The 24,046-nt window shown below is 40.7% G+C and carries 22 protein-coding genes; 9 read left to right on the top strand and 13 right to left on the bottom strand.

Translation table 11 applies throughout. From position 1 onward, the window contains the following. Nucleotides 1-16: 16 nt before the first annotated feature. Together H5203_RS13035 and H5203_RS13030 are read right to left on the bottom strand one after the other, a co-directional pair. Nucleotides 17-958, bottom strand: a complete 942-nt coding sequence (locus tag H5203_RS13035) for an alpha/beta fold hydrolase (RefSeq protein ID WP_182735840.1) — start codon at nt 956-958, stop codon at nt 17-19. Between the two features lie 123 nt (nt 959-1,081). Continuing rightward, nucleotides 1,082-1,987, bottom strand: a complete 906-nt coding sequence (locus H5203_RS13030) for a hypothetical protein (protein WP_145242386.1) — start codon at nt 1,985-1,987, stop codon at nt 1,082-1,084. A gap of 221 nt (nt 1,988-2,208) precedes the next feature. Between H5203_RS13030 and H5203_RS13025 the strand changes: the two genes are divergently transcribed. Beyond that, a complete protein-coding gene (locus H5203_RS13025) occupies nt 2,209-2,886 on the top strand; it encodes a hypothetical protein (RefSeq protein WP_182735841.1) in 678 nt (225 codons plus the stop codon). 32 nt (nt 2,887-2,918) lie between these two features. On the opposite strand, the gene H5203_RS13020 is transcribed toward H5203_RS13025, so the two are convergent. The 5 genes from H5203_RS13020 to H5203_RS13000 form a co-directional block, all read right to left on the bottom strand. Then, a complete protein-coding gene (locus tag H5203_RS13020) occupies nt 2,919-4,112 on the bottom strand; it encodes a dipeptidase (protein ID WP_182819838.1) in 1,194 nt (397 codons plus the stop codon). A 59-nt stretch (nt 4,113-4,171) separates the two neighbouring features. Beyond that, nucleotides 4,172-4,417, bottom strand: a complete 246-nt coding sequence (locus tag H5203_RS13015; RefSeq protein ID WP_145242392.1) for a YheU family protein — start codon at nt 4,415-4,417, stop codon at nt 4,172-4,174. After that, nucleotides 4,414-5,394 carry a hydrolase gene (locus tag H5203_RS13010; RefSeq protein ID WP_145242394.1) on the bottom strand — a complete coding sequence of 327 codons (981 nt, stop codon included), beginning with the start codon at nt 5,392-5,394 and terminating at the stop codon, nt 4,414-4,416. Before H5203_RS13010 ends, H5203_RS13015 begins: the two co-directional genes overlap by 4 nt. A gap of 1,158 nt (nt 5,395-6,552) precedes the next feature. Beyond that, nucleotides 6,553-6,975: a TIGR02444 family protein gene (locus tag H5203_RS13005; protein ID WP_182819837.1), complete on the bottom strand. Its 423-nt coding sequence runs from the start codon at nt 6,973-6,975 to the stop codon at nt 6,553-6,555. Then, nucleotides 6,959-8,884: an ATP-binding cassette domain-containing protein gene (locus H5203_RS13000; protein ID WP_182731706.1), complete on the bottom strand. Its 1,926-nt coding sequence runs from the start codon at nt 8,882-8,884 to the stop codon at nt 6,959-6,961. The genes H5203_RS13005 and H5203_RS13000 overlap by 17 nt, the downstream gene beginning before the upstream one ends. A 143-nt stretch (nt 8,885-9,027) precedes the next feature. Between H5203_RS13000 and H5203_RS12995 the strand changes: the two genes are divergently transcribed. Continuing rightward, the gene (locus tag H5203_RS12995; RefSeq protein WP_029216159.1) at nt 9,028-9,231 is read left to right on the top strand and encodes a YheV family putative zinc ribbon protein; all 204 of its coding nucleotides are present in this window, start codon (nt 9,028-9,030) and stop codon (nt 9,229-9,231) included. Nucleotides 9,232-9,244: 13 nt separating this feature from the next. Here the strand turns inward: H5203_RS12995 and H5203_RS12990 are convergent, their stop codons facing one another. Together H5203_RS12990 and H5203_RS12985 are read right to left on the bottom strand one after the other, a co-directional pair. Then, complete coding sequence (locus H5203_RS12990) at nt 9,245-9,460, bottom strand: SlyX family protein (RefSeq protein ID WP_145242400.1); 216 nt, start codon at nt 9,458-9,460, stop codon at nt 9,245-9,247. Beyond that, entirely contained in the window at nt 9,447-10,445 is a 999-nt protein-coding gene (locus tag H5203_RS12985; protein WP_182719569.1) for a WD40 repeat domain-containing protein, read from the bottom strand. Before H5203_RS12985 ends, H5203_RS12990 begins: the two co-directional genes overlap by 14 nt. A gap of 202 nt (nt 10,446-10,647) precedes the next feature. On the opposite strand from H5203_RS12985, the gene fkpA reads away from it, so the two are divergent. Beyond that, nucleotides 10,648-11,400: an FKBP-type peptidyl-prolyl cis-trans isomerase gene (gene fkpA / locus H5203_RS12980; RefSeq protein WP_145242404.1), complete on the top strand. Its 753-nt coding sequence runs from the start codon at nt 10,648-10,650 to the stop codon at nt 11,398-11,400. Between the two features lie 157 nt (nt 11,401-11,557). Here fkpA and H5203_RS12975 read toward each other — a convergent pair whose 3' ends face one another. Together H5203_RS12975 and rsd are read right to left on the bottom strand one after the other, a co-directional pair. Beyond that, nucleotides 11,558-12,511, bottom strand: coding sequence for an LD-carboxypeptidase (locus tag H5203_RS12975; protein WP_259401950.1), 954 nt, complete (start codon nt 12,509-12,511; stop codon nt 11,558-11,560). A 176-nt stretch (nt 12,512-12,687) separates the two neighbouring features. Then, nucleotides 12,688-13,155, bottom strand: a complete 468-nt coding sequence (gene rsd / locus H5203_RS12970) for a sigma D regulator (RefSeq protein ID WP_145242408.1) — start codon at nt 13,153-13,155, stop codon at nt 12,688-12,690. A 502-nt stretch (nt 13,156-13,657) separates the two neighbouring features. On the opposite strand from rsd, the gene hemE reads away from it, so the two are divergent. Then, on the top strand, nt 13,658-14,722 hold the full coding sequence (gene hemE, locus H5203_RS12965; RefSeq protein ID WP_149980407.1) for a uroporphyrinogen decarboxylase: 1,065 nt from the start codon (nt 13,658-13,660) through the stop codon (nt 14,720-14,722). 85 nt (nt 14,723-14,807) lie between these two features. On the opposite strand, the gene sthA is transcribed toward hemE, so the two are convergent. Together sthA and H5203_RS12955 are read right to left on the bottom strand one after the other, a co-directional pair. Beyond that, nucleotides 14,808-16,235: a Si-specific NAD(P)(+) transhydrogenase gene (gene sthA / locus H5203_RS12960; RefSeq protein WP_145242412.1), complete on the bottom strand. Its 1,428-nt coding sequence runs from the start codon at nt 16,233-16,235 to the stop codon at nt 14,808-14,810. 13 nt (nt 16,236-16,248) lie between these two features. Next, a complete protein-coding gene (locus tag H5203_RS12955; protein WP_145242414.1) occupies nt 16,249-17,382 on the bottom strand; it encodes a fatty acid desaturase in 1,134 nt (377 codons plus the stop codon). A gap of 126 nt (nt 17,383-17,508) precedes the next feature. On the opposite strand from H5203_RS12955, the gene fabR reads away from it, so the two are divergent. The 5 genes from fabR to H5203_RS12930 form a co-directional block, all read left to right on the top strand. Next, nucleotides 17,509-18,132 (top strand): HTH-type transcriptional repressor FabR, encoded by a 624-nt coding sequence (fabR, locus tag H5203_RS12950; RefSeq protein ID WP_145242416.1) that lies wholly within the window; start codon nt 17,509-17,511, stop codon nt 18,130-18,132. A gap of 106 nt (nt 18,133-18,238) precedes the next feature. Beyond that, a complete protein-coding gene (locus H5203_RS12945) occupies nt 18,239-19,417 on the top strand; it encodes a hypothetical protein (protein WP_259399843.1) in 1,179 nt (392 codons plus the stop codon). A gap of 49 nt (nt 19,418-19,466) precedes the next feature. Beyond that, complete coding sequence (locus tag H5203_RS12940) at nt 19,467-20,123, top strand: peptidoglycan-binding protein (RefSeq protein WP_182819836.1); 657 nt, start codon at nt 19,467-19,469, stop codon at nt 20,121-20,123. A gap of 13 nt (nt 20,124-20,136) precedes the next feature. Further along, nucleotides 20,137-23,205: a toxin VasX gene (locus H5203_RS12935; protein ID WP_182819835.1), complete on the top strand. Its 3,069-nt coding sequence runs from the start codon at nt 20,137-20,139 to the stop codon at nt 23,203-23,205. 14 nt (nt 23,206-23,219) lie between these two features. Then, the coding region (locus tag H5203_RS12930) for a hypothetical protein (protein ID WP_182819834.1) at nt 23,220-24,046 on the top strand (827 nt) is incomplete at its 3' end.

The raw sequence follows: 24,046 nt of genomic DNA, 5'->3' as shown, positions 1-24,046 counted from the left end.
GCTTACCGCTTACCGCTTACCGCTTACCGCTTACCGCTTTTTTTAACTTTTTCTGTGCGCGCTTTTGTTCTGCTTTCTTAACGTGTTTGCTGATCCACTTGGTCATTTTTACCATTAATGCTGGCGGGAAGTCATGGCCCATACCGTTTACTATCTTTAATTTAGCCTTCCTGATTTGGGCTGCGGTTTGCTTTCCAGCGGCTATTGGCATGACAGGGTCTAAACTGCCATGTATGACGAGGGTTGGGGCTTTTATTTTCGGCATTAAATGTTGCCGGCAATCACTGGCAGTAATAGCGGCAAGTTGTCGGTTAAAGCCTTGCGGGTTGTGTGCTCTATCCACTCCTAGGGTAGCTTGTTTACGCAAAGCTAGTTCATCTTGTGGATAGGCTGGGCTGCCAATTAATTGATTTAGCCTTATATTATAATGTATAGCACCATCACGACTGGCTTGGGCGCGACGATGTTTTGCAAGCTGTAAAAATAGCTTTAAATTAGACGCCGATAGCTTAGGTTTACTCGAACTTGACATAATTGAGGTTAAGCTCAAGACCTTTTTTTTATGTTTAGCTGCGATAATTTGTGCAATCATGCCGCCCATAGATGCACCGACTAAATGCGCTTTTTTGATTTTTAATTCGGCCATTAATTCTAATACATCATTTGCCATATCATCTAAGGTGTATGGGATGCGGGATTTAATAGGTAACCGTTTATTTAGCCATATTTTGAATAGGTTAGGGCTACCAAATTGTTCAAGTTGGCTTGAAAGACCAGTATCGCGGTTATCAAAACGGATGACTCTAAACCCTTTAGCTACTAAGCCAAAATAGAGTTCATCAGGCCATACTGTTAGCTGCGCTCCAAGGCCCATAATCATAATGATGACAGGCGCTGATTTTTTTCCTTTATCTTGATAGCTAATTGTAATGCCACTTTTAATTTTAATCGTGCGCATATTACGTTATGTTGATAGCTTATTTAGCGACTTATGCAAAACAGTATAGTTAAAACTCAGTAATCCTTCATGAGTAGAAATATGAATTTTTTATATCAGAATGAGAGCCGTTTTTTAATACGTTTAACCTTCAGCATGTTTTCGCAGTTCTGCTAGCATGCTTTCATTGCCAATCATTTCATCAAGTACAGAGCGGACATTATCATCACTAGTGTGCTGGTAAAGTGATAAAATATGCTGGGCAATTTGTTGGCTATTGCCATCTTCTGAGCTTTGCGATTGATAGTATTGCGATATCAATCCTTGCCCCGCTAAACGGCGAATATAATCGTTAGACTCATGCTGCAGTAGTGAAGTAAAGCGCTCAGTCAGGCGTTGATCGAGTACGGGTGCTTGAGTTATGACTTCAATGGCTTGGATTTTGAATTTCTCATCATCACTATTAGCGGCCAGCTCTAAAATATTATCGACTACCGCAAAGTCATACTCAGGTATTTTTGATTTATTCAAAATATACATATTCATTTGTAGTTGAGTTAGGGCTGCGAGTCTATCGATGTCTGTGGCATTTGGGTCGAGTATTTGCTCTCGTAATTGTGTGGTTATTTTTTTCGCATAGTCAGAGTCTGACTTTATGCGTAGTTCATAGTCTTGTGGTAAGTCGGCATAAAAACCGTAAAGTGGGTTGCTTTCACGCATTTCATCTATTTCTTGCTGTTCTTTTTCCGTCAGTACAGCAAGCACCAACTCCTTAAAGTCATCGTTATTATATTCTTGATCTATAGAAGTATTTTTTATTTTTAGGCTGGTAACTTGTCGCTGTAAAGATATTATTTTGTTATGCAATTGGGTAACTGAAAGTTCGTTGCTGTCATTATTCAGTGGCATATTAGTAACAATGATCGATGACTGTTCAGTGCTACTTTTGTCGTTAGGTAAACTCACTGATTTGAAAAATGTACCGTAACACGAGACCACAAGTGCGGCTGAGGCAAGGGCTATTGCGACTGATCCTTTACTAATAGGCATGTGGTGGAGGCTCCATATTTGAAAAGGCGTAATTTACCGCTTTTGGGGCTATAAGTCTGTTAAAAGATGTAGAAAGTTAAGTGTGCTTCAGCGTATTATAATTTATTCGCTAAGTATGATTGATAACGAAGATTAATTTTATTTTTAATTAAGCAAGGAGACTCTTCTCTTTGCAAACATCATGTTGTTTGGTCGTTGTATACAGCACGGAAAAGAAAAATATGAATATACTTAAGTGGTTTTTTATTGCGTTGTTTTTGCTCCTATCGGGGTGCGCAACAAAGCAAGAAAAGGTTAAAAAAGACAGTGTCAAAAAAGCAACCCTCAGCATCGCAGAAAATCGCAAACCGCTTGGTAAAGTTGGTGTGATTACGCTGATTGGTGATAACTTACTTTGTACGCATACAGGGGTTACGGTATTCAGCAATGAACGGCAGTTGTATGCGCTCCCTACGGATTTAAATGAGCTGCTAACGCAGCGGATAATTGCGCGCTTTGCTGGTTTTGATACCACATTAGTGCCGTTAAATAAGCAATCTATGTCGATCATTAATACTGATGTAGGCGTCTCGCGATGGAGCAACATTGAGTTTAATAATCAACAAAATGTAGACACGGTTTTGATTTTCAGTGGCGCGTTTAAATATAGATCTAAAGACGGTTATTATAAAGATGAAAATGCGCTTCATACCTATGCTGAGTTTTTTGTATATGATGTGTCTTCAGGTGATTTACTAGCTGAGTCAACGCATTACCAGTACAACTTGTTTGACGCGTTTAGCTGTACACAAAGCACATTTGCGACAACAGGAGCGATGTATGAGTTGATAAAAATGGCAGGGGCCACGTCTCAAGAGAAATTGATAAATGAGATTTTTCAGCCATCAAAGAGTAATTAGGCCCTGAACCTCAGGACCTAATTATTTATCAATTAATGTTTTTTTGCATACTGTTCGGCTTGTTGCCATACGCGCAGCACATTGCCACTGAGGATTTTTTTGATATCTTTGTCACTGTAACCACGATCCATTAATCCTTGCACTAGGTTCGGGTAGCTAGATACATCTTTTAAGCCTACTGGCAGTGAATCGCCAACACCATCGTAATCAGAGCCGATGCCAACATAATCGATACCAATTAGCTCAACAACGTGATCGATATGCTCAAGTACTTGCTCAAGACTCGCAAATGGATACGGGTTTTTAGCACGATACGCGGCATCAAAATCTTGACTTAATTTAGTGCCTTCTTTTTTGGCCGACTCTTTTTTACTCTTTAACTGCTTGCCCCAATCACCTGCTTTAGCGGTTACAAAGCTTGAACCAAAGTTTATTTGAATAACCCCGCCGTTCTTTTTTAGTGCTAGTAGCATATCGTCATCCATATTACGCTCAAAACCAGGCGTATATTTGCGCAGTGATGAGTGTGAGGCAATAACCGGTGTTTTAGATAGCTCCATTACTTGATAAAACGCATCATCTGAAATATGTGAAACATCAATCAGCATGCCGATATTGTTCATCTCAGTAACCAGTTTTTTACCAAATGGGCTTAGACCTTTCCATTTACGGCGAATATCATAAGATGAATCTGAAATATGGTTGCTTTGTGAATGAGCAAGGGTGATATAGCGTACACCACGATCAAAAAAGTGCTGTAGGTTTGCCATGTCACCTTCAATTGGTGAGCCGTTTTCCATCCCCATTGCTATCGACATTTTGCCTTGTTTAAACTGCTTTTTAATATCGTTCGTTGAATCGGCAATTGCAAATTTGTCAGGGGCGCGCTGGGCAATTGCTTCCATACTATCAATGAGTTGATTTGCTAGCTGAAAGCTTTTACCTTTCCCTTCAAACTCCAAATGCGCAGGAATATAAATCGACATAAATGGCGCATTTAAACCACCTTTAACTGCGCGTGGGTAGTCAAAATCACCGTCATTAGTGGCTTTAGTAACATCAGCCCATTTAGCATGAATACGGTACGGCACATCGATATGAGTATCGATTAAAATAGTGTCTTTGGTGAGTTTAATTGCTTTAGCTGATGCGCTAATGTCTGCACCTTGCACTTGGCTTGATAAAGCAAGTGCAACGGCAATAACTACTGAGCTTAGTTTTATCATTTTTAATGGCTCTTTTAGTAAAAAAGCCATTGTCTATTTTTACAACTAGGGTTACAAGTTTACTCGTTAAATTGTGTTTCACTTTGCAGTGCTTTAAATTCACCTTTAGAAATAATAGTAACTGATTCGTGCAGTTCTGAAAAAAACACCATGGCATCGCCATTTTGTAGTTGTTGTTTTACTTGCGCCACTTTACTTTCAATACTGAATTCTTGCTCACCGTAATCGGTGCCTTCACGTAGCACATAACTTTCAATTAAATTGTATAGAGTGTCTTTATCTAGTTGCTCATGGGGAATGATCATAGCTGCTCTTTTTTGACGATTTGGGTGAAGAAATCTGGCACTACATGCTCTAACCAATAAATCGGTTTAAATGGATTTTTTCCACTTATAAAGCCAACATGGCCGCCTTTTTCTGAGACTTGCAGCGTAACATGCTCACTAACATCTTGCCTACTGGGTACAGCTTTAATTGACAGCATTGGGTCGTCTTTCGCATGAACAATTAATGTGGGTGTTGTAATGTGTTTTAAATAAGGCTTAGCGCTGGCTTGTTGATAGTAATCTTCAGCACCAATAAAACCATGTAAAGGAGCTGTCAGTTTATCGTCAAACTGCCATAAATCATCAATTTCCATTAGCTGATCTGGTGTTAAATCAATCTGTTTTGTGATTTGCGGTAATTTACGCTGCATCGATTTTTTCATGCGATCGAGTAAATACTTTTGATAAATCTTAGCCAAACTTTTACGAATAACTTGGCATGATGGCGACAAATCATAAGGAGCTGAAACAACCGCCGCGCCATCAAGTAAACATTGTTCGCCTTGTTCACCTAAGTATTTGGCCAGTACGTTACCGCCGAGTGAAAAGCCAACTGCAACCATCAAGCGATCTGGAAACTGCTGCTTAAGTTGCTTTATAAAAAAATCGAGATCGCCGGTTTCGCCACTATGATATGCACGGGGTAGGCGGTTAACTTCAGTAGAACAGTTACGAAAATGCATTAAAACAACACTAAAACCCTGTTTTTTGAGGGCTTTCATCATGCCTTTGGCGTAAAAGCTATTGATATTACCTTCCAGGCCATGCAATACAATTGCCAGCGGCGCGTTATCGTTTTTGGGTTGTGACCAAGCGAGCTCTAAAAAATCGCCGTCGGGAGTATCAAGCTGCTCTAATTGGTAGCGAGTATTATGAAAAGGCCGAAAAAACCGTGGCATAATGGTTTGCACATGGCGATTAGTCATCCACCAAGCTGGCTTGAAATCTGTAGACATAAGTTAAAACATGTTTAGCTAATAGAATCGCTAGTGTAACAAACTTTTAATAATAAAAAGCCCCTAATCAAATAACTTGATAGGGGCTTTGTGCGTCGTGCTTAATTCTGATTGGGTGTTTTGTCGTCATGTACTTTTTTGATAAAAAAGTACACAAAGAAAAGGCATAAACTGATCACTACTCCCAGAAAACCAAATGATAAAAATAGTACTGGGTCACTAAAAAAGTCTCTGAAGAATACGTCCATAAATGCCTCCTAATGTCTATGGATTAATGATAGAGACAGTTTGACTAGGTTGTTATGATCCAGATCAAGCTATTTTCCTAAGTTGATTAGCAGTGATACAGAAGTTGATTTGGATCAAATCAGTTAGCGAGTTTGCAAGGAGAAAGGTTAAAGTGGCAAAGCTCTAGGGAGTTTGCGGGCCATTATTAATGAAAAAACTGGAAAGCTACCAGTCTTTGCATTTTTATTTTAAACTGTATTGGTTATAAAAACTGTAATACAGGGGGAGATCTTGAGGGTTACACGGATAGTTAAATACACTTTAGTGATGGCATTTTTTTATGTAAGTTTAGGTTTCTTAACATCACAAGTTATCAATATGATTGCGAGACTAACCTTTGAAGACTTTTTCGTAATCCAGTTAATCCCCTCAGCTTTCTTATCCATATTCATGTATGGGGTTATGGCTTACAGAAGTTCAAGCCATAATTGGCAATATGCATGTGCAGTTTATGTGTTGGGGTTTTTATTTAGCACTGCGATCACTTCGTTTATTTTGCAAGAGTTGTTTATCCCGCCAACTTTAGCTTTTGAGCTACCTATTTTACTTTTAAGTACAGTTATAGGAACATTAATAGGTATCAGGTTGAGAACCAAAAATAGCAACAAGCCTACAGCCGCCGAATTCAAGCGCTAATGCACGACCTACAAAAGCGCTAGTATATTTTACTGGCTTTTCTTTAAAGCGTAGCGCCTCGAAACCCTCATTGTGGATAAATTACTTTAAAATTTTGTACAAAAAAAGACAGTGAGACAGATAAAAATATATTCGCAGCTAAAGCTGGCTCCTACAGGTATGAATATCCGTGGGCAATGGTTTTAGCCATGATTGCCCTAACTATACCCCAAACACAAGTTCGCACCGAGCTGCTTACAGCTTAAGCAAATACAACTTCATATTACTCGGCTCCGGATGCGTAGCTAATCTAAATTTATTTACCGCATCTATCAACATCTCTTGCTGTTGTTTTTCTAGCTTTAACTCGGCGCTGAGTAGCTCTTTACGAATTGCAGCATAATCTGCAATCTCGGTGTGGTTGGTTTTTAAATAGCCGCGGGCGGCACGCAGCGGTTGTAATACCTGCTGATCAAATTCACTAATACATTGCTCAAGTCTGTTTAACTGAGTTTGGCTAATTGCTAGATTGAGAGAGTCTAGATAATACAGTAACAAGCACAGGTTAACGTTTTTACCTTGCTGGTTTTGGTAATCTAACAGGCGTGCTTGCATGTCACCTTCACTGTAAAGGCGACATGCAAATTGCCAAAAATCTTTGCTATTGAGCAAGTTCATTGGCAAACGCTTGCTCTTTTTCTTCCATCTCTTCAAGGGCCATTAATAGCTCCTCTTCGATGTCATTTACTTTCGGTGTTAATGTCGCTTGTTTAGCTAGTAATTCTTTGAGTTTTGCTTTGTTATCATCGTTATAAAGCTCGTTATCGCCAAGTGCTTGTTCGATTTCAGCTAATTCGGCAGAGTGTTTATCAAGTTGCTTTTCAAGCTTTTCGATGTGCTTTTTAAGTGGTTGTGTGGCTTTTCTAAACTCTGCTTCTAGGCGTTTTTGCTCTTTACGGTTAACGCTTGAATTTGCTTTTGGTTCATTGTCATCTTGAGTGGTTTTTGCCGCTTCTTTATTAGCGTTAAGTAGCCATTGATAGTATTCGTCTAAGTCGTAGCCAAACTGGGTTACTTCACCGTTATCCACTAAGTAATATTCGTCGGCGGTATTTTTTAGCATGTGACGGTCATGGGAAACGGTAACCATCGCGCCTTCAAACCCTTGCAACGCCATTACTAAAGCATGACGCATTTCTAAATCAAGGTGGTTGGTTGGCTCATCGAGCAGTAATAAGTTTGGTTTTTGATAGACCAACATTGCGAGTACTAATCGGGCTTTTTCACCCCCTGAAAACGGTGCTACGGGCTCAAGGGCTTTATCACCAATAAAGGCAAAACCACCTAAAAAGTCACGCAGTGATTGCTCGGTGGCTTTAGGATTTAAACGCTGCAAATGGGTAATCGCGCTGGCTTTTAAATCTAGCGATTCCAATTGATGCTGAGCAAAGTAACCTATGTTTAAGCCCTGATGTTGGAATACTTCGCCTGCTTGCGGTTGTAAGTCGCCAGACAATAATTTTATTAAGGTTGATTTACCTGCGCCGTTACGGCCAAGTAGGGCAATGCGACTACCAGGGACTAAGTTAAGTTTAATACTATTTAAGATTGTGACATCGCCATAGCCGGCTTGAGCTTTATCGAGTGTCATCAATGGGTTTGGTAGTGCGGTAGGCTCTGCAAACTCAAAGTCAAAGGGCGAATCAGCATGAGCTGGTGCGAGCTTTTCCATACGTTCAAGCGCTTTAACGCGGCTTTGTGCTTGTTTGGCTTTACTGGCTTTGGCTTTAAAGCGGGTAATAAATTGCTCAAGGTGGGCAATTTGATCTTGTTGTTTTTCAAACATCGCTTGTTGTTGTAATAAACGCTCTGCTTTTTGGCGTTCAAATTGCGAGTAGTTGCCTTTGTAAACATTGATTTTTTGCTTGTCGATATGCCAAATTTGGTCAACTACAGCATCGAGGAATTCACGGTCATGCGATATCAACACTAAAGTACCGGTGTAAGCGCGTAAAAAACGCTCCAGCCAGTACACAGCATCTAAATCTAAGTGGTTAGTTGGCTCATCCAGTAGCAGCAAGTCGGCATCACGAATCAGCGCTTGGGCAAGGTTTAAGCGCATTCGCCAACCACCGGAAAAATCACTAACGGGGTTTTCAATTTGGTTATTTGCAAACCCTAACCCGTGAAGTAACTCGCCGGCTTTGGCTTCTATGCTATAGCCTTTAATGTGCTCAAGTTGTATGTGGACTTTGGCTTGGGTATCGCCATCATCATTTTGTTCGGCTTCGCGCAGCGCAATACGCATGGCGTAATACTCAGGATGACCTTGTAATACATAATCAATTGCGCTGATATCTAGCGCTGGCGTTTCTTGTTTTACCGAGGCGATAGACCAGTCTTTAGGGATACTGCAATTACCTGCATCAAGCTGTAGTTCAGATTTCAATAAACTAAAGAGTGTTGATTTACCGCAGCCATTGGCGCCAACTAGGCCAACTTTGTGTTCTGGAAATAATGTAGCTGAGGCATCTTTAAGGAGTGCTTTACCGCCGCGAAGTAATTCAATTTCTGAGATCTGGATCATGTAGTCTGCGCTTTACTGTGCCTTTGTGAACTTGACGCTATCATAGCACGGAAGCTGGACTATATTTCAATCGTCAGCGTATCAACTGGGTAGTTATTGGGTTAAAATGTAGCAAGTTTCTTTTCAAACTGTGGGAAAACGTAGTGAAACAGAAAAAACGATTTATTGCTGGGGCAACCTGTCCAGAGTGTAAAACCATGGATATGATGATGCTTTACAAAGAGCACGATGTAGAGAAAGTCGAATGCATGCAGTGCGGCCATAAAATGGCACAGCCAGAGCAGGCTGTTCAGGCATCAACACGCCAATTTGAACAAGTCATTGGCGTGTTTAAACCGGGCGATTAAGCGCCCGCAACCATCAATAGTGTGGCGGCGGAGGCTCTGGCGTGTCTGACATCATCATAGATGATGATTGCGACTCTTTAATTTTTTCAGCCAGTAGCTCTGTTTGGCGCTTCATTTTTGCCAACAGCTGCTGGTGAACTTTTATTTCATCATTTAAAATTTCAATCGTTTCGTCTTGAAAAGCCACTTTGGCTTCAAGTTCTGTTAAGCGATGTTCAATTGTGTTCATTTTTTTCTCGTCTAGTAAAGCGCTCAGCGATCCCACTGGAGCTTTCGGTTAACAACGCAGTATCGTTGTCAGTAAAAGCGACATCAAGTACCACTGCTGATTTTGGTCTACTGCCTTCTCGCGGTGTTACATGCCAACTTTGAATTTGTTCACCACTGGATAATTGCCATAGGTCCACTAAGCGGTTAGGTGAGCCTGTTGCCAGCAAGGTGCCTGCTTCATTAAAGCGTACCGCAGTGAAAATTCTCTGGCGGGCAATATACTGCAGTTTACTAACAAGATCACCTGTTGTCAGCTGCCATACATGTGCTTGTGTCATACTGTCTGCGGTAAATGCATAGCGACCTTGCGGATCTAAGGTCACTTGGGTGACACGACTTGGATGGTTAAAGCGATGGATCACTTGTCCGGTACGAGTATCCCAAAAGTACGCCGCATAATCGTTGGAGCCACTGAGAGCAAAATTTCCGTTGGGCGATAAAGCAACTGCGTTAATTTTTTCTTGGTGGCCAAGGAACTCAATGCGTCTACCGGTCTCTAAGTCGAGGTAAACAACAACGCCATCGCTACGACCGTACAAAACACTGCGGCCTTGGTTACTAATGGCGATATCACGAATAGTGGCGGTTTTTATTTTGTAGTAGCCGGTATTTTTGCCAGTGGCAATATCCCATACTGCAAAAGTGGTTTTTTCAGCGGTAACAGCGTGGCTGTTGTCATAAGCGATAGCCACGGTATGTACTAGGCTATCGGCGTCTTGTTGCTGAAACCATTGGTATTTTAGTACTTGCTGTTGATTATCCCATAGGGCGACCCCATGGTGTATAGATGAGATCAGGCTGTATTTGCCATCATGAGATATTGCGGAGGCAAACGCGCCTCTGGCTGCATGCTCATAGCTTGCAGTGGCTTGGTCTTTTTGTTCTGAGCAGGCAATCAGCAAGGTGCAGCACAGAAGATACAAAAAAGTACGAAATATCGACATATTACAGCTATTTCCCCTTAACTCTTAGTGATTGAGAGGTTAGACTAGGGCTCGTGAAAGCCTAGGTTGTTTATCTAATTAACGTGAAAGTGAGCGTATAGCCTACAATCAGAAATTAGATAAGTAGCCTACCATGGGCCGTTAACCTTTAACTAGTAATAATACAATAAATGACATCTGCAAAGTGTGTCGGAGATTTAAAATGAAAAAGACGATTAAATTGTCATTGATTGCAGCGTCAGTTTTAGCGCTAACAGCTTGTAATCAAGAAGCAAAACAAGAACAAGCACCTGTTAAACTTGAAACTGAAGTACAACAACAAGCATACGGTATTGGTGCATCTGTTGGTAACTTTTTAAATAAAGATTTAGCTGATAAAAAAGAGTTAGGCATTGAGCTTGACCAAGCATTATTAATTCGTGGTTTTGAAGATGCCCTTGCTGGCGACGCAAAAATTGACGAAGAGAAAATTCGTGAAGTATTAACTGCACTTGATACGTCAGTACGTACTAAGCAAGAGCAACATGCCAAAGTAGAAGCTGAAAAAAGCCAAGCTGAAGGTGAAAAATACCTAGCTGATAACGCTAAGAAAGAAGGCGTAACAGTAACTGAATCAGGCCTACAGTACGAAGTGATCACTCAAGGTGATGGTGAAATGCCAGTAGCAACTGACGTAGTTAAAGTACACTACAAAGGCACACTACTTGACGGTACTGAATTTGATAGTTCGTATGCTCGTAACGAACCAACGACTTTCCCACTTAACCGCGTAATCGCTGGTTGGACTGAAGGTTTACAACTTATGCCTGTAGGTTCTAAGTATAAGTTTACTATTCCAGCAGAACTAGCATACGGCGACCGTGACTTAGGTAAGATCCCAGCTAACTCAACACTTGTTTTTGAAGTTGAATTACTTGAAATTCAAAATGAAGAGCAAGCAGCAGCTGCAGAGTAATTATTTATTCTGTGCGAGAAGGGGGCTAATTAGCCCCTTTTTTTGTTGCTAAAATCTTAGCTAAAGGCGGTTTCTTTCATAGTCAACGTACCTGTATCAGCATTGAGTTCGATTTGCGTACCGACCGGTAATATGAACTGTCGTTTTATATGGCCAATCATCGCCCCTCGGTAGGCAGGGATAGGATAGCCAGCGGTTTTATATAATCTGCAAAAATTTCATCTAGCGTCAATGAGCCATAGCCATTTCCCGGGCTGCAATCGTTACAGTCACCAAATACAAACCCCGCTATTTTGTCCAGTGCACCCATTAGTTTTAAAGTGCTGAGCATGCGGTCAATCCGATAAGGTGCTTCATCAATGTCTTCTAAAAATAAAATAGCCCCGTCAAATTGTGGTAAATAAGTTGAGCCAGCCAGCGCTGTTAGTACAGTTAAATTACCGCCGATAAGTTGTCCAGTCGCTTTACCTGGTGTGATGGTTTGGGTGAGGTATTGGCTATTAACCAATTCATCCTCGGCTTTTGGCAAGTTGCTAAAGTGCATGCGGGTTTGTTGCTCAAACATTTGTTTAAATTGTTTAACATGAAATGGATTCCAATCACTAGAGGCGTTAGGTCCATGAAAACTAACAATACCGGCTTTAGCTAGTAACGCGTTATGAAGTGCGGTGATATCTGAGTAGCCCATCAGCGGTTTGGCGTTAGCACGGATCATTGCATAATCCAGTAGGGGTAAAATACGTGCCGCCCCAGAGCCACCTCGTAAGCAAAAAATAGCATCAACACTGCTGTCGTTAAACAGCGCATTAAGATCGTCTGCACGTTGTGTATCAGTGCCCGCAAGGTGGCCACGTCTAGCCATAATATTAGGTGCTAACTTAGCATTATAACCAAGCGCTTCAATTACTTGCTTAGCTAAAATAATGTCTTTTTGATTTGCTGTTGCTGCTGATGGGCTAGCTACACCAATTGTGCCTCTGCTTGGTAAGGCGTTCGGCTTTTTTAAACTTAGTGCAGTTTGACTTGATAGGTTAGCTGCTTGAGCGCTATTGCCTGCGAGTAACCCTGCACTGAGGAGTGATACAGATTTCAAAAATGTACGTTTATTCATGGCGAGCCTGTGTAGTTTTAATGCACAATAAGGCTATAATTACATCGTTGAAATATAAATTTCAATTTTATGGGGTGTTATGGGAATATTAAATTTATAGATGGGTAAGAAAAGACTTAAAGTAAACAGCAAACAAGGAGCTTAGCTCCTTGTAACGTAATAATTGTGTGTATTATCTAGGTGTGATTAGAATATAAATTATCAATCAACTCATCTTCTAACTCAAAACGCAGCTCAAGTGTTTCACCAAGTTTTGATAAGTCGTCATCAAAATCATTGAGTAAATCTTCTTTATCCACCTCTGCATATTTATCATTAAAATCAAGCGCAATGTCAGTAGTTTGCGAAATTCGTGGATAAAGTTCATTGGCAAGCTGCTGGCTGTTAGGGCCTTTTTGCTCACATGCCTTGGCAATGTCGTCATACACTTCAAAGTGACCAGCAGATAAATAATCCATCAATAGTTGGCAAAAATTTTGGATCTGTAATTGGTCAGGTAAGGCATGGTCTTTTTTATCATACGGTGAAAAGCCAGCAATACGACAATATAAAACTAATAGCTCTTGGCGTTCTGAGAGCCATTTGTCGATCACGGTGTGGCTACCACCCCATTTTTGTTGAGCTTTTTCCAAACGCGTCAGCATTATCATTCTCCTTAGCTGGGTTGGTTTCTTCTATAACAATGAAATATGCCGCAAAGATCAACACATTTTTTTTATAATTTTGTAATAAAACAAGAACTATATGATATATAAACAGTTTTTTTAATAAAATACAAATCGTTTATATTGTTTCAGGCAAGAAAAAACCACCATAAAGGTGGTTAATTTCTTTTTCCATGACTTGTTTAAACAAGCTTTCTTATTGTTATTAGAAGATTTTTATTTTTATTGTTATGTAATTTTTATTGTTTTTATTGTTAACGCGGGACAAGTTATACCAAGGTTTTTACTATGTTGCAAACATATTAATAAAAAATTTCAAATGTTATTGTTTGTTGTATTAATTTTGTACCAAGCAAGCATCTTAAAATAGATTATTAATCTGTATCAATACTAAGGTTAATTAGTGCCATAGCGATAGAGAGGTGTGCGATATGGTGATACAATCTGCGCAATATCTATCAGCTTTAGGATCCTTTACGCTATGAGCGAATTAAAAAACGACCGTTATTTACGTGCACTACAAAAACAGCCAGTTGATGTGACTCCGGTATGGATGATGCGCCAAGCAGGGCGTTACTTACCAGAATACCGCGCAACTCGTGCACAAGCGGGCGATTTTATGAGCCTGTGTAAAAATGCTGAGCTCGCTTGTGAAGTAACATTACAGCCGCTGCGTCGTTACCCATTAGATGCCGCTATTTTATTTAGTGATATTTTAACGATTCCAGATGCGATGGGCTTAGGTTTGTATTTTGAAACCGGTGAAGGTCCTAAATTTGAGCGTCCAATTTCATCACTTGCTGATGTACAAAAAATTCCAAAGCTCGATCCAACAGATGAGCTTGGTTATGTTATGAATGCCGTAAGCACGATCCGTCGTGAACTAAAAGGCGAAGTACCGCTAATTGGTTTCTCGGGTTCACCTTGGACACTTGCTACTTATATGGTTGAAGGCGGGAGCAGCAAGACCTTTGGTAAAATCAAAAAAATGGCGTTTGCTGAGCCAAAAACACTGCATTTGTTACTTGATAAGCTTGCTGATTCAGTGATCGATTATTTAAATGCACAAATTAAAGCCGGTGCGCAGTCTCTAATGGTGTTTGACTCATGGGGCGGTGTATTGAGCCCGCGTGATTATAAAGAGTTCTCATTGCAGTACATGCACAAAATCGTTGATGGTTTAATTCGTGAATACGATGGCCGCAAAGTGCCCGTTACGTTATTTACTAAAAATGGCGGTCAATGGATTGAAGCGATAGCAGCAACGGGTTGTGATGCAATTGGTCTCGATTGGACAATTAATATTAGCGATGCTAAGCGCCGTGTCGGCGACAAAGTAGCTCTGCAAGGTAATATGGATCCATCAATGTTACATGGCACACCAGATCGTATTCGCCAAGAAGTAGCGACTATCCTTGAAGATTTTGGCACAGGTGAAGGTCATGTATTTAACTTAGGCCATGGTATTACGCCTGATGTTGATCCTGAAAACGCGGGTGTATTTATTAATGCCGTACATGAGTTTAGTGCGCAATATCATAAGTAACTGCAGCTGTAACAAACACTGTCATTTATAATCAAAAAAGCCCGCTTATCAGTAAGCGGGCTTTTTATTAGCTGTCTCAACGTGTTTATTTAAACAGTCGATTCAAACCATTTAACGCCGCAACACGATAGGCTTCAGCCATAGTTGGGTAGTTAAAGGTGGTATTTACAAAGTAATCAATATTATTGCCGCCATTTTTTTGTTCCATAATGGCTTGGCCAATGTGCACGATTTCAGAGGCACGCTCGCCAAAACAATGCACACCCAGTACTTCTTTGGTTTCAGTGTGGAATAATATTTTTAAACTACCCACTTCGGTACCAGCAATCTGTGCTCGCGCTAAATGTTTAAATTGAGCTCTGCCGACTTCATAAGGGATTTTCGCGGCGGTTAACTGCTGCTCTGTTTTACCTACTGAGCTCATTTCAGGGATGGTATAAATACCTGCCGGAATATCAATAATTAGTTTTTCATCGCAATTACCACAGGCAATTGCATCTGCAGCAATTCGACCCTGATCAAACGCTGCACTAGCAAGACTTGGGTAGCCAATGACATCACCAACGGCATAAATGTTATCGACCTCGGTTTGGTAAGTTTCATTAACTTTTAACTGCCCGCGGCCATCAGCTTTTAAGCCAACCGCTTCAAGGTTAAGTCCGTCAGTGTTGCCGGTGCGACCATTGGCAAATAAAATACAGTCAGCTTTAACGCGTTTTCCTGATTTTAAATGCATAACAACGCAATCATCACGGGTTTCAATGCGGTCAAACTCTTCGTTATGGCGGATCACAATGCCGCTATTCCAAAAGTGATAGCTTAAAGCATCTGAGATTTCAGCATCCATAAAGGCGAGTAAGCGGTCGCGAGTATTAACTAAATCGACTTTTGCACCTAAACCTTTAAAAATAGACGCATACTCACAACCAATGACACCAGCGCCGTAAATAAGCACACGATGAGGGTCATGCTCTAGGCCTAAAATAGTATCGCTGTCGTAAATACGAGAATGGGTAAAGTCGACTTCAGGTGGGCGATAAGGGCGAGAACCTGTAGCAATAACAATGGTTTTAGCAGTTAGTCGTTCGGTTGACCCATCAAGACGTTTAATTTCAATTGTGTGCTTATCAACAAAGCTAGCATCACCTTGAAACATATGAATGCGATTACGATCGTAAAAGCTACTGCGTAAATTTGATTGCTTAGAAATAACCGAGCTGGCGTGGCGCAAAATATCAGGAAACGTTAACCTACTAGGGCGCTCACCCACATTAAACAATGGGTTTGCTTTGTATTCTATGTAGCGGCTAACAGAGTGACGTAGTGCTTTTGAAGGGATAGTACCCCAATGTACGCAACCACCACCAACGGCAGCTTGGCGTTCGATAACGGCCACTTTTTTGTTGCTTTTAGACAGGTTCATGGCGGTACCTTCACCGCCAGGACCTGTGCCTATAATAATTGCATCATATTGAAATGATGGTTGTTCTTGCTTTACTTGTTGTTTGGCCACAGCCACTCCTACATTAACTAAAAGAGGCTTTTAATAACCTCGCATTGAGTGCAAGCCACGCCTGCTTTTGATTTTCCCAGGCTGCTTCCAACTCATGATATTGTGTCATTAAAGCTGATTTTTCGCATTGTTGCAGCATGTTATTCTTTTTAACTTCTAAAACTTGCTTTTTTAGTGCGCAAAAGTGTTGTAGCTTTTTCAGCAATAAATCGTACTCTTGCTGCAATAATGTAAGCTTATCTTGCGCTAAAGGCAATTTCGCTAAACGGTTTTGCGTTCTATTCATTAACGTTTCGGCTTTGGCTTTTTCGATGCGCTCAACCGGCGTACGTTTTAATTTTTTAGCAAGTCCAACAGCCGCAAAAGCGCGGATCATCCATTTTGTGGGATCATAATGAAACCATTTTATGCCATTGCGATAATCACTGGCAAAAATATGATGAAAGTTATGGTAACCCTCGCCATAAGTAAACAAGGCTAGTACCCCGTTATCACGAGCAGTGTTTTTTTCGGTGTAAGGTCGAGAGCCCCAGATATGCGCCACCGAATTAATAAAAAAGGTGAAATGCTGGCTCAATACCAAACGCAACAATCCAGCTAACAACAGCATGCCAATTACATCACCAATTATTAAACCCAGCAGGGCAGGGATACCAATATTAGTTGCTAATACTAATTTCATATAATGACGGTGTTGCCACATCACTATTTTATTGCGTTGTAAATCACGACAATTACTATAATCACCATAACTGTCGCCTTGGTAATCGCGTAACATCCAACCTATGTGGCTATACCAAAAGCCATTAGTTGCTGCATAAGGGTCTTTTACAGGGTCATCAACTTGGCCATGATGAACGCGGTGATCGCTGCTCCAGTGCAGCGCACTATTTTGTAGTGCAAAAGCACCACCTAAAGCAAAAAAGGCTTCTACAACAGGATGAGCGTCGTAAGTTTTATGGGCCCATAAGCGATGGTAGCCTGCGGTAATTGACATACCAGCATAAAACATACAAGCAACAAATGCGATCCAATGACTACTGGTAAAGCCATGGGTAAACCCATACCAAGGCACTAATGTGGCAGCAGCCAAAAAAGTAATACTAAAAAATAGGACATTGGTCCAAATAATCGGTGGTTTTTTCATCTTTTCAAATCTGAGCGTACACTTGTAAGCTAAAATAATATTTCATTCTCTTGCCGTCAAGTATTAGACTGGAGAATTAAGATAAAAATCACCATAAATTGATTTAAATTAAATCAGGAGTAGTTCATGTCGGGTGTTCGCGCGCAACAGAAACAAAAAACACGACAAGCTTTAATTGAAGCGGCATTTAACCAATTAAGCGCCGATCATAGCTTTTCTAATTTAAGTTTACGTGAAGTTGCCCGTGAAGCAGGTATAGCACCAACCTCATTTTATCGCCACTTTAAAGACATGAATGAACTGGGTTTAACCATGGTCGATGAAGCCGGTTTAACGCTGCGCCAGCTAATGCGCCAAGCGCGCCGCCGTATAGCCAGTGGCGGTAGCATTATCACCACCTCGATTGTTACTTTTATGGAGTTTATTGATAACTCCAGTAATCAATTCAGATTATTACTGCGTGAACGCTCCGGCACCTCTAAAGCATTTCGTGCCGCTGTAGCCCGTGAAATTAAACACTTTATTTTAGAGCTTGCTCATTATCTTGAAAGCGAAACCCCGTGCGATGCAACTCATGCGTATATTCAAGCAGAGGCTATGGTCACGCTAGTATTTAATGCCGGTGCTGAAGCATTAGACATAGAAGGGCAACAACGAGAAGAGTTAGTCGATCGTTTAATTTGGCAATTACGTTATATAACGCGTGGCGCTAGTAATTATGTGCGAGAGAATAAAAACACGAGTGAATAATCAGCATAAATGCTTGTAGATTTTTTGTTCCTATTTCTTTATTATTGCAAGCTAAAGTTTATACTCAGAAAATTAAATCTCTGCATTAGAGAAAGCGAGGATGCACATGCTCACCAAGGACGCGGTGAACTTTAAACATGCCCATATTTTTGATGAAATAAAAGATGAAGCAACCGAACCTGTTGTAACGTTTGCGTACGTCAGGCGAGCTGAATTCTTTTTATTACCGAAAAAACTACAACGGCTTATTCAAGATAATCAGTATGGTGTAATTGATAAACGCCAAGCCGCACGGCTACGTGATGATCCCCGCAGCCAATTTTGGGCAAATGAAAAAACATGGCGAAAAGTCAGCTACAACACCTATAAAAATACCGCGCAAGGCTTAGCTGTTTATCCAAAAGGTCCTGTGAGTACCACTAAGTTTTCGTCATCCGGTGGAGCTAATGCCGCACCTGATTATTCGGCTTCGGAGCATTTTTTAAGTGACTCCAACCAAGCAAACTTCTTAGCAAATCCAGCGCTACTCAATAGCCAGTATGGCGAAGGCCAAGCAAAGTATATTGCGCAATCAATGCAGCAAAATAGCCGTGCTTTAAAGCCAACAGTTGTTGAAGTTCACTTACCCGCAGTATGTATATATAAGCCTATTTTGCAAAGTACTGTATTGCTAAAAGCGTCGCATCAAGTTAGGCAAAATTTTTCAAACCATCTTTTACAAGCAAGCGAAACCGTAGAGCAGCTCGCCGAGCAATATACCGGCTATAAAAATGCCAATTTGATTTACGACTACAACCTAGGCTTTAGTAATCGCAAACCAGCCAAACCCGGCACTAGCTTACGCGTGCCCGATGGCTGGAAGCTCAATATTGAAGGCTCAAGCAGCAACAGCCGCAGCGTGGTTATTAAGTGGCAAGGGCCAACCAGCGGGCAAGTAACCTTGCAACTCGATAAAAAACGCCCTGACGAAGTCTCATTTTGGCAGCATTTTTTTGCTGTAAAGCCCGGACTTTATAACGTTATTGTCACTGCCAGCGGCGCAGTAGATACCACTACCTTTACCGTTGAACAGCCCGCGTTAGGCTACGAAATTGAATTGCGTGATGAAGCCGGCGAGCCGCAAGCGAATATGGGGTACAAAATTCGCTTACGTAACGGCCATGTTATCACCGGACAGCTCGATAAAAACGGCTACGCCAACGTATCAGGCCCTGATTTTGAAAACGCCAAAGTCAGCTTTTTTGAACTCGCCGATCACGATTGGTCAGTAGGCAACATCACCTAAACGTAGACGTGCTCTGGCGATATTTATATTTAGGGATAAGGATATTTCAATGACACAACAACACACCGTCGCACAAGGCGAAACACTGCTACGCATAGCACGCCAATATGGTTATAAAACCTCAACCGCCTTGTATAACCACCCCAGTAATGCTGAATTTAGAGCGCTGCGCCCTGATCCAAACTTAATTTACCCGGGCGATAAAATTACCATACCACCTAAAAAAGAAAAGTTTATGCCGCTGCGCGCCAACAGCCTAAATACGTTTGTTGTACAAAACGAAAAAGAATATTTTCGCCTGCAAATAATTCATGAAGATGGTGATGACATCACTGGCAAACGTATTGTACTCAACATAGGCAGCCAAACTATCGATACCGTTTTACCGAGCGACGGCCTAGTTGAAGTTGAGCTAAATGAGAACGACACGCTCACCGCTCAGGTTGATTTATATCTCAAGGAAGATCAAAGCTCACCCAGTGAAAGTTTTACCGCACAAGTTGGTCATTTAGACCCCATCGATACACTTTCAGGTGTGCAAGCACGTTGTAATTTACTGGGCTTTGATTGCGGTAAGGTAGATGGAATTAATGGCGCAAAAACTAAAGCAGGTGTTAAGGGGTTTCAATTTGTACATGGCTTAGAGGTTGACGCAATAGCAGGGGAAAAAACAAAAGCTAAGTTAAAGCAAGTTTATGGATCTTAATCTAAGGAATAGAATGAATACAGCAAATAATGCCTTACCTATGGCGGTTAATAGCATCAATAAAGTGATAGTTGATACTGAAGTGACACCTATTTATCCCGTGAGATATGCTTATGCCAATTTTTTTGAAGAAACATTACATGAAAATGCGCTACCCACAGATTTAAATACGTTATTACATGCAAGAACGATTAAAGATGGGCAGGGTTATATTATTCGTTTACTGCGTGAGGGGTGGGTTTATCTATTTGATGAAGATAATCCTGCAACAGATTTACTGCATATTTTTAAATATGAAAAACGCAAAAGTGATAAAGGCATAGCGACAGAACATTTTGTTAAGTACAAATTTAAAAATGGTGTCGATGCTTCTCAAGGTATCGAAGTGGATACACATAAAAAGTGTAAGCTTTCTGATGATGGTAGCTATGGTTTTGTATTTGCCAGTAGAGAAGTAAAAAAAGTCTCTATTGTTTATACCGAGCATGAATTAGCAAAGGAAGTACTCGATAAGCTGCAAAGTCAGCAAAGCTTTCGTCGCGAATGCATGCAGTTAATTGACCTTCAAAAAGAAGATGGGCAGGACTTTGTTCCAGCAACAGAAACCAATTTGTGGAAGCTTGTTGAAGATTACAGAGAGCGCAAAGAGCGTTTTTTAAAGTTTCAAGCAAGTACAGAGGCTGATCAAAATGAAATTAGTTTAGATGTACTAACTACGGATGACTCCTACGAGCTTGATGCAAGTTATATTTCCTTACTAATCAATCACACATTGAGGTTTTCTAAAAAATCTAAAATTATTGCGTTATTTGACCCTGTTGGGCGACAAAAAGATATTGCACTTGCCCATGGTCAGCTGTGTATTTTACAGCAAGCCGAATCCGCTCAAAATATTTATCCCTATACAATAGGCGCGTTTGTACAAGCGCTTCGTAGTAGTAAAGACGAAGTTATTAAAGAAGCCTTAGCAGAAAACATCAACTGGCAAGAGCATGGCCGCTATTGGCAAGCAATGGATAAACGTCAGCGTACATACTTAGCACGCCAGCAAGAGCTCGTCGATTTGTATAGCGCATTTATGGGATCTGCTGAACATCAAAATCAAGTGGGGAGTTTAAATACCTACCTACAAAGTTTTTTTGCAGAGCCCCAACAAGATGCTGAGCAGGAAAATGAATTTGTTAAGGTGTGCGATATCTACACTGATATGTTTGCCGGAATGTTAGCATCAGCACCCGGAAATAAAGCCTTTGAGCAGTTGTTTATTGAAGGAGCTGAACAAGCCGAGAACAATAGTAATACGTCACCAATCGCCATATTTTGGCACTACTTTTTAAGGCCAATTGTTACGCAACCACAAAAGGGCACTGACTTTACTGCTAACACCTTAAGAGCACTAGATAGACTGATGGTGACGATAGCCCCGGTTATCTCTAAGTTATATTCACCTACAAAGGTGAGTTTGGACTACGCAAAAAAACTATTTGGTGTAAGTGCTGGGGCGGGGATTAACTATATCGCCAACAAAGTAGTCCCCGCTATCTTAAACGCATATGGCATACAAATACTCAATAAAACAGTTTCTCTCACTGAGCCGCAGCTAGAGAAACTGCTTAACCAAGTCATCAATGACTCAAACTTAAACCATTACTTACATGTAACTAACCCGCAAACAGCAGAGCGTTATGTAGGCAGTGCTGAGCGCAAAATTAAGCTAGGGCAAGCGGCATTTGACTGGGTTGAAGGCGTAAAAGGCGCTAAACTGCCCACGCTGATTACCCTATCAGAAATTCAGGTTGATGCTCGTCATTACAATAATTATGAGTTTGTACATAGCCCCTACAGTGAAGCGAGTAAAATAGCGCTTTTAGTAGATGGTAGCTTTGCTGGTTTAAGTGCCTTTTTTAATCTTTCAGCAATTAATGACCTAATCCACCAAAATCGATTTGATATAACAAACCCACTAAAAAACCGCTCAACATTTCAATCTGTGATGATATGGACGAGTATACTCTCAGCACTAACGGTTGATATCGCTACCATAGGAAGTGACACACTAAAACTAGGTGTTAAGGTGCAGCCTAAGTTTTTACAACCCCAAGCAATGCAAAAGCTATCATCGCAGGCAACACATTTAAGTAAATCACTAAGTGAGTTTGTTGCGGGTAAAGTGGCTGCTCGGCTTATTTTAGTGGCGAATGTAGCGGGCGCTGTTAGTTCTGCAATGAGTGCAATTAATGCTTTCAATGTTGGTAGTGACGAAGAAGCCTATGGGCACTTAATTACCATGGCAGGCTCGGCTGCACTAGCAGCACAGGTGATGTTTTTTGGCTCCAGTGCGCTTTATGCTAGCGCTGCTTCAGCTGCTACAATCGGTGGCGCGCCTGTCAGTATATTATTGCTCATAGGTGGTTTAATCGCTATAGGTGCAGGTATTACCATGACATTTGTGTTCGGTAAAAATGATTTAGAACTATTACTAGCAAATTGCTTTTGGGGGAGTGGTAGTAAATATGCGTTTTGGCCTAATGAAGATAAAAGACCAACGGTAACTGAAAGACTTGATGAAGCTTTTACTATATATGAAGAACAAAGAGTCTCGAATGCCTATCAAGTTGAGCTGCAAGAGTTTGAGAATATATTTAATCGTCCATCATTAATCCTTGAGCATAAAGACGGTAAGTCTGACTATCATTTTACTTTGCCTAATTTTAGACTAGCTATTTCACAGCTTCACTTTGAAGTCAGAGTTAATAAAAAAGTCTTGTCTGATGGTATCATTAAACCAAACACTCTCAGTAATAGCATTAGCGACTTTAGCCCATACGTAACCGTGCGTGAGGTTGACTTGCAATTAACCCAAAGCTTAAAACAGCAGTTCAATACCGTAAAACATACCTTTAACTCAGGACTTGCACAATTTACTTTAACTCTTGAGCATGAAAAGGATATTTTTTTATATTGGTATTACGAGCCATCACCAGGAGTTGTTGTACCAAAACGTTATTTGGTTGAAAACGCACTTCTTAATAATGAAATAATAGGCATGCTTGATGATAAATTTATGCCTGAAACACATTAATAAAAGAGATTTTTATGGCTTTGATTAAACACCACTACCCAATACCTTTAGCAAATAAGTTGAAAGCACTACTTAGCTTTCAACTCACTAAAGAGGCACCGCCGCCAACACCGATAGTGTATGTAGATGAGCATCTTTGTAAGCTTAGTAATAATTCAATGAAAGCCCGTAATATGGGACTGATCCCATTGTTATTAATGATTTTATTTGCTGTACATTTGAATGTTGATGACTTCTATACTGGTTGGGGTAAGAAAGAAGAGTCTGTACAAAAAAAAATAGATTTTTATAAAAAAGAACTTGGTAATAATTATTTTAAATCACCAGATATTCCCGAAGTTCGCAGAATGTGGTTCGAGATGTTAGATGAAAATGGAGAGCTATCATTAAGTAATTATATGCATTATCGATATTATACAACTGCCGAAGTTGGCGGTACTTATCGCCTTAAAAAAGACATTTCATTTTTAGTTTTTTACGCTATTTCTATTCCACTATTGTTGTTCTTTATTATTCGCTTTAAGCGACAAGCCCCAATGGTGTTTGATCGTGATAAACAAATTGTTTACCTCTGGTACAAAGGCAAAGTACGCGCCCAGCACTTTAAAGATTTACGGGTTTATGAAGACTTTCAAATGATGCGTATTCAGACCCGCGGTTTTGATAAACACAACAACATGCAATGGGCTAATTTTATGGTGCAACCGCGCCATAACCCTTATTACAACGGCAAAGATGCGTACGAGCCAGTATTGGCGTTTATTTGTCAATTTATGGAATATGGCCGCGAGCATGTAATGCCGCAGTGCAAGCAATGGCAAACCGATGACAAACCCTTTGC

It is taken from the genome of Pseudoalteromonas sp. SG41-1 (genome assembly GCF_014164575.1).
Lineage (GTDB): Bacteria > Pseudomonadota > Gammaproteobacteria > Enterobacterales > Alteromonadaceae > Pseudoalteromonas > Pseudoalteromonas rhizosphaerae.
The sequence above is the reverse complement of the archived record's forward strand: the minus strand, read 5'-3'. Positions and strand labels throughout refer to the sequence as shown.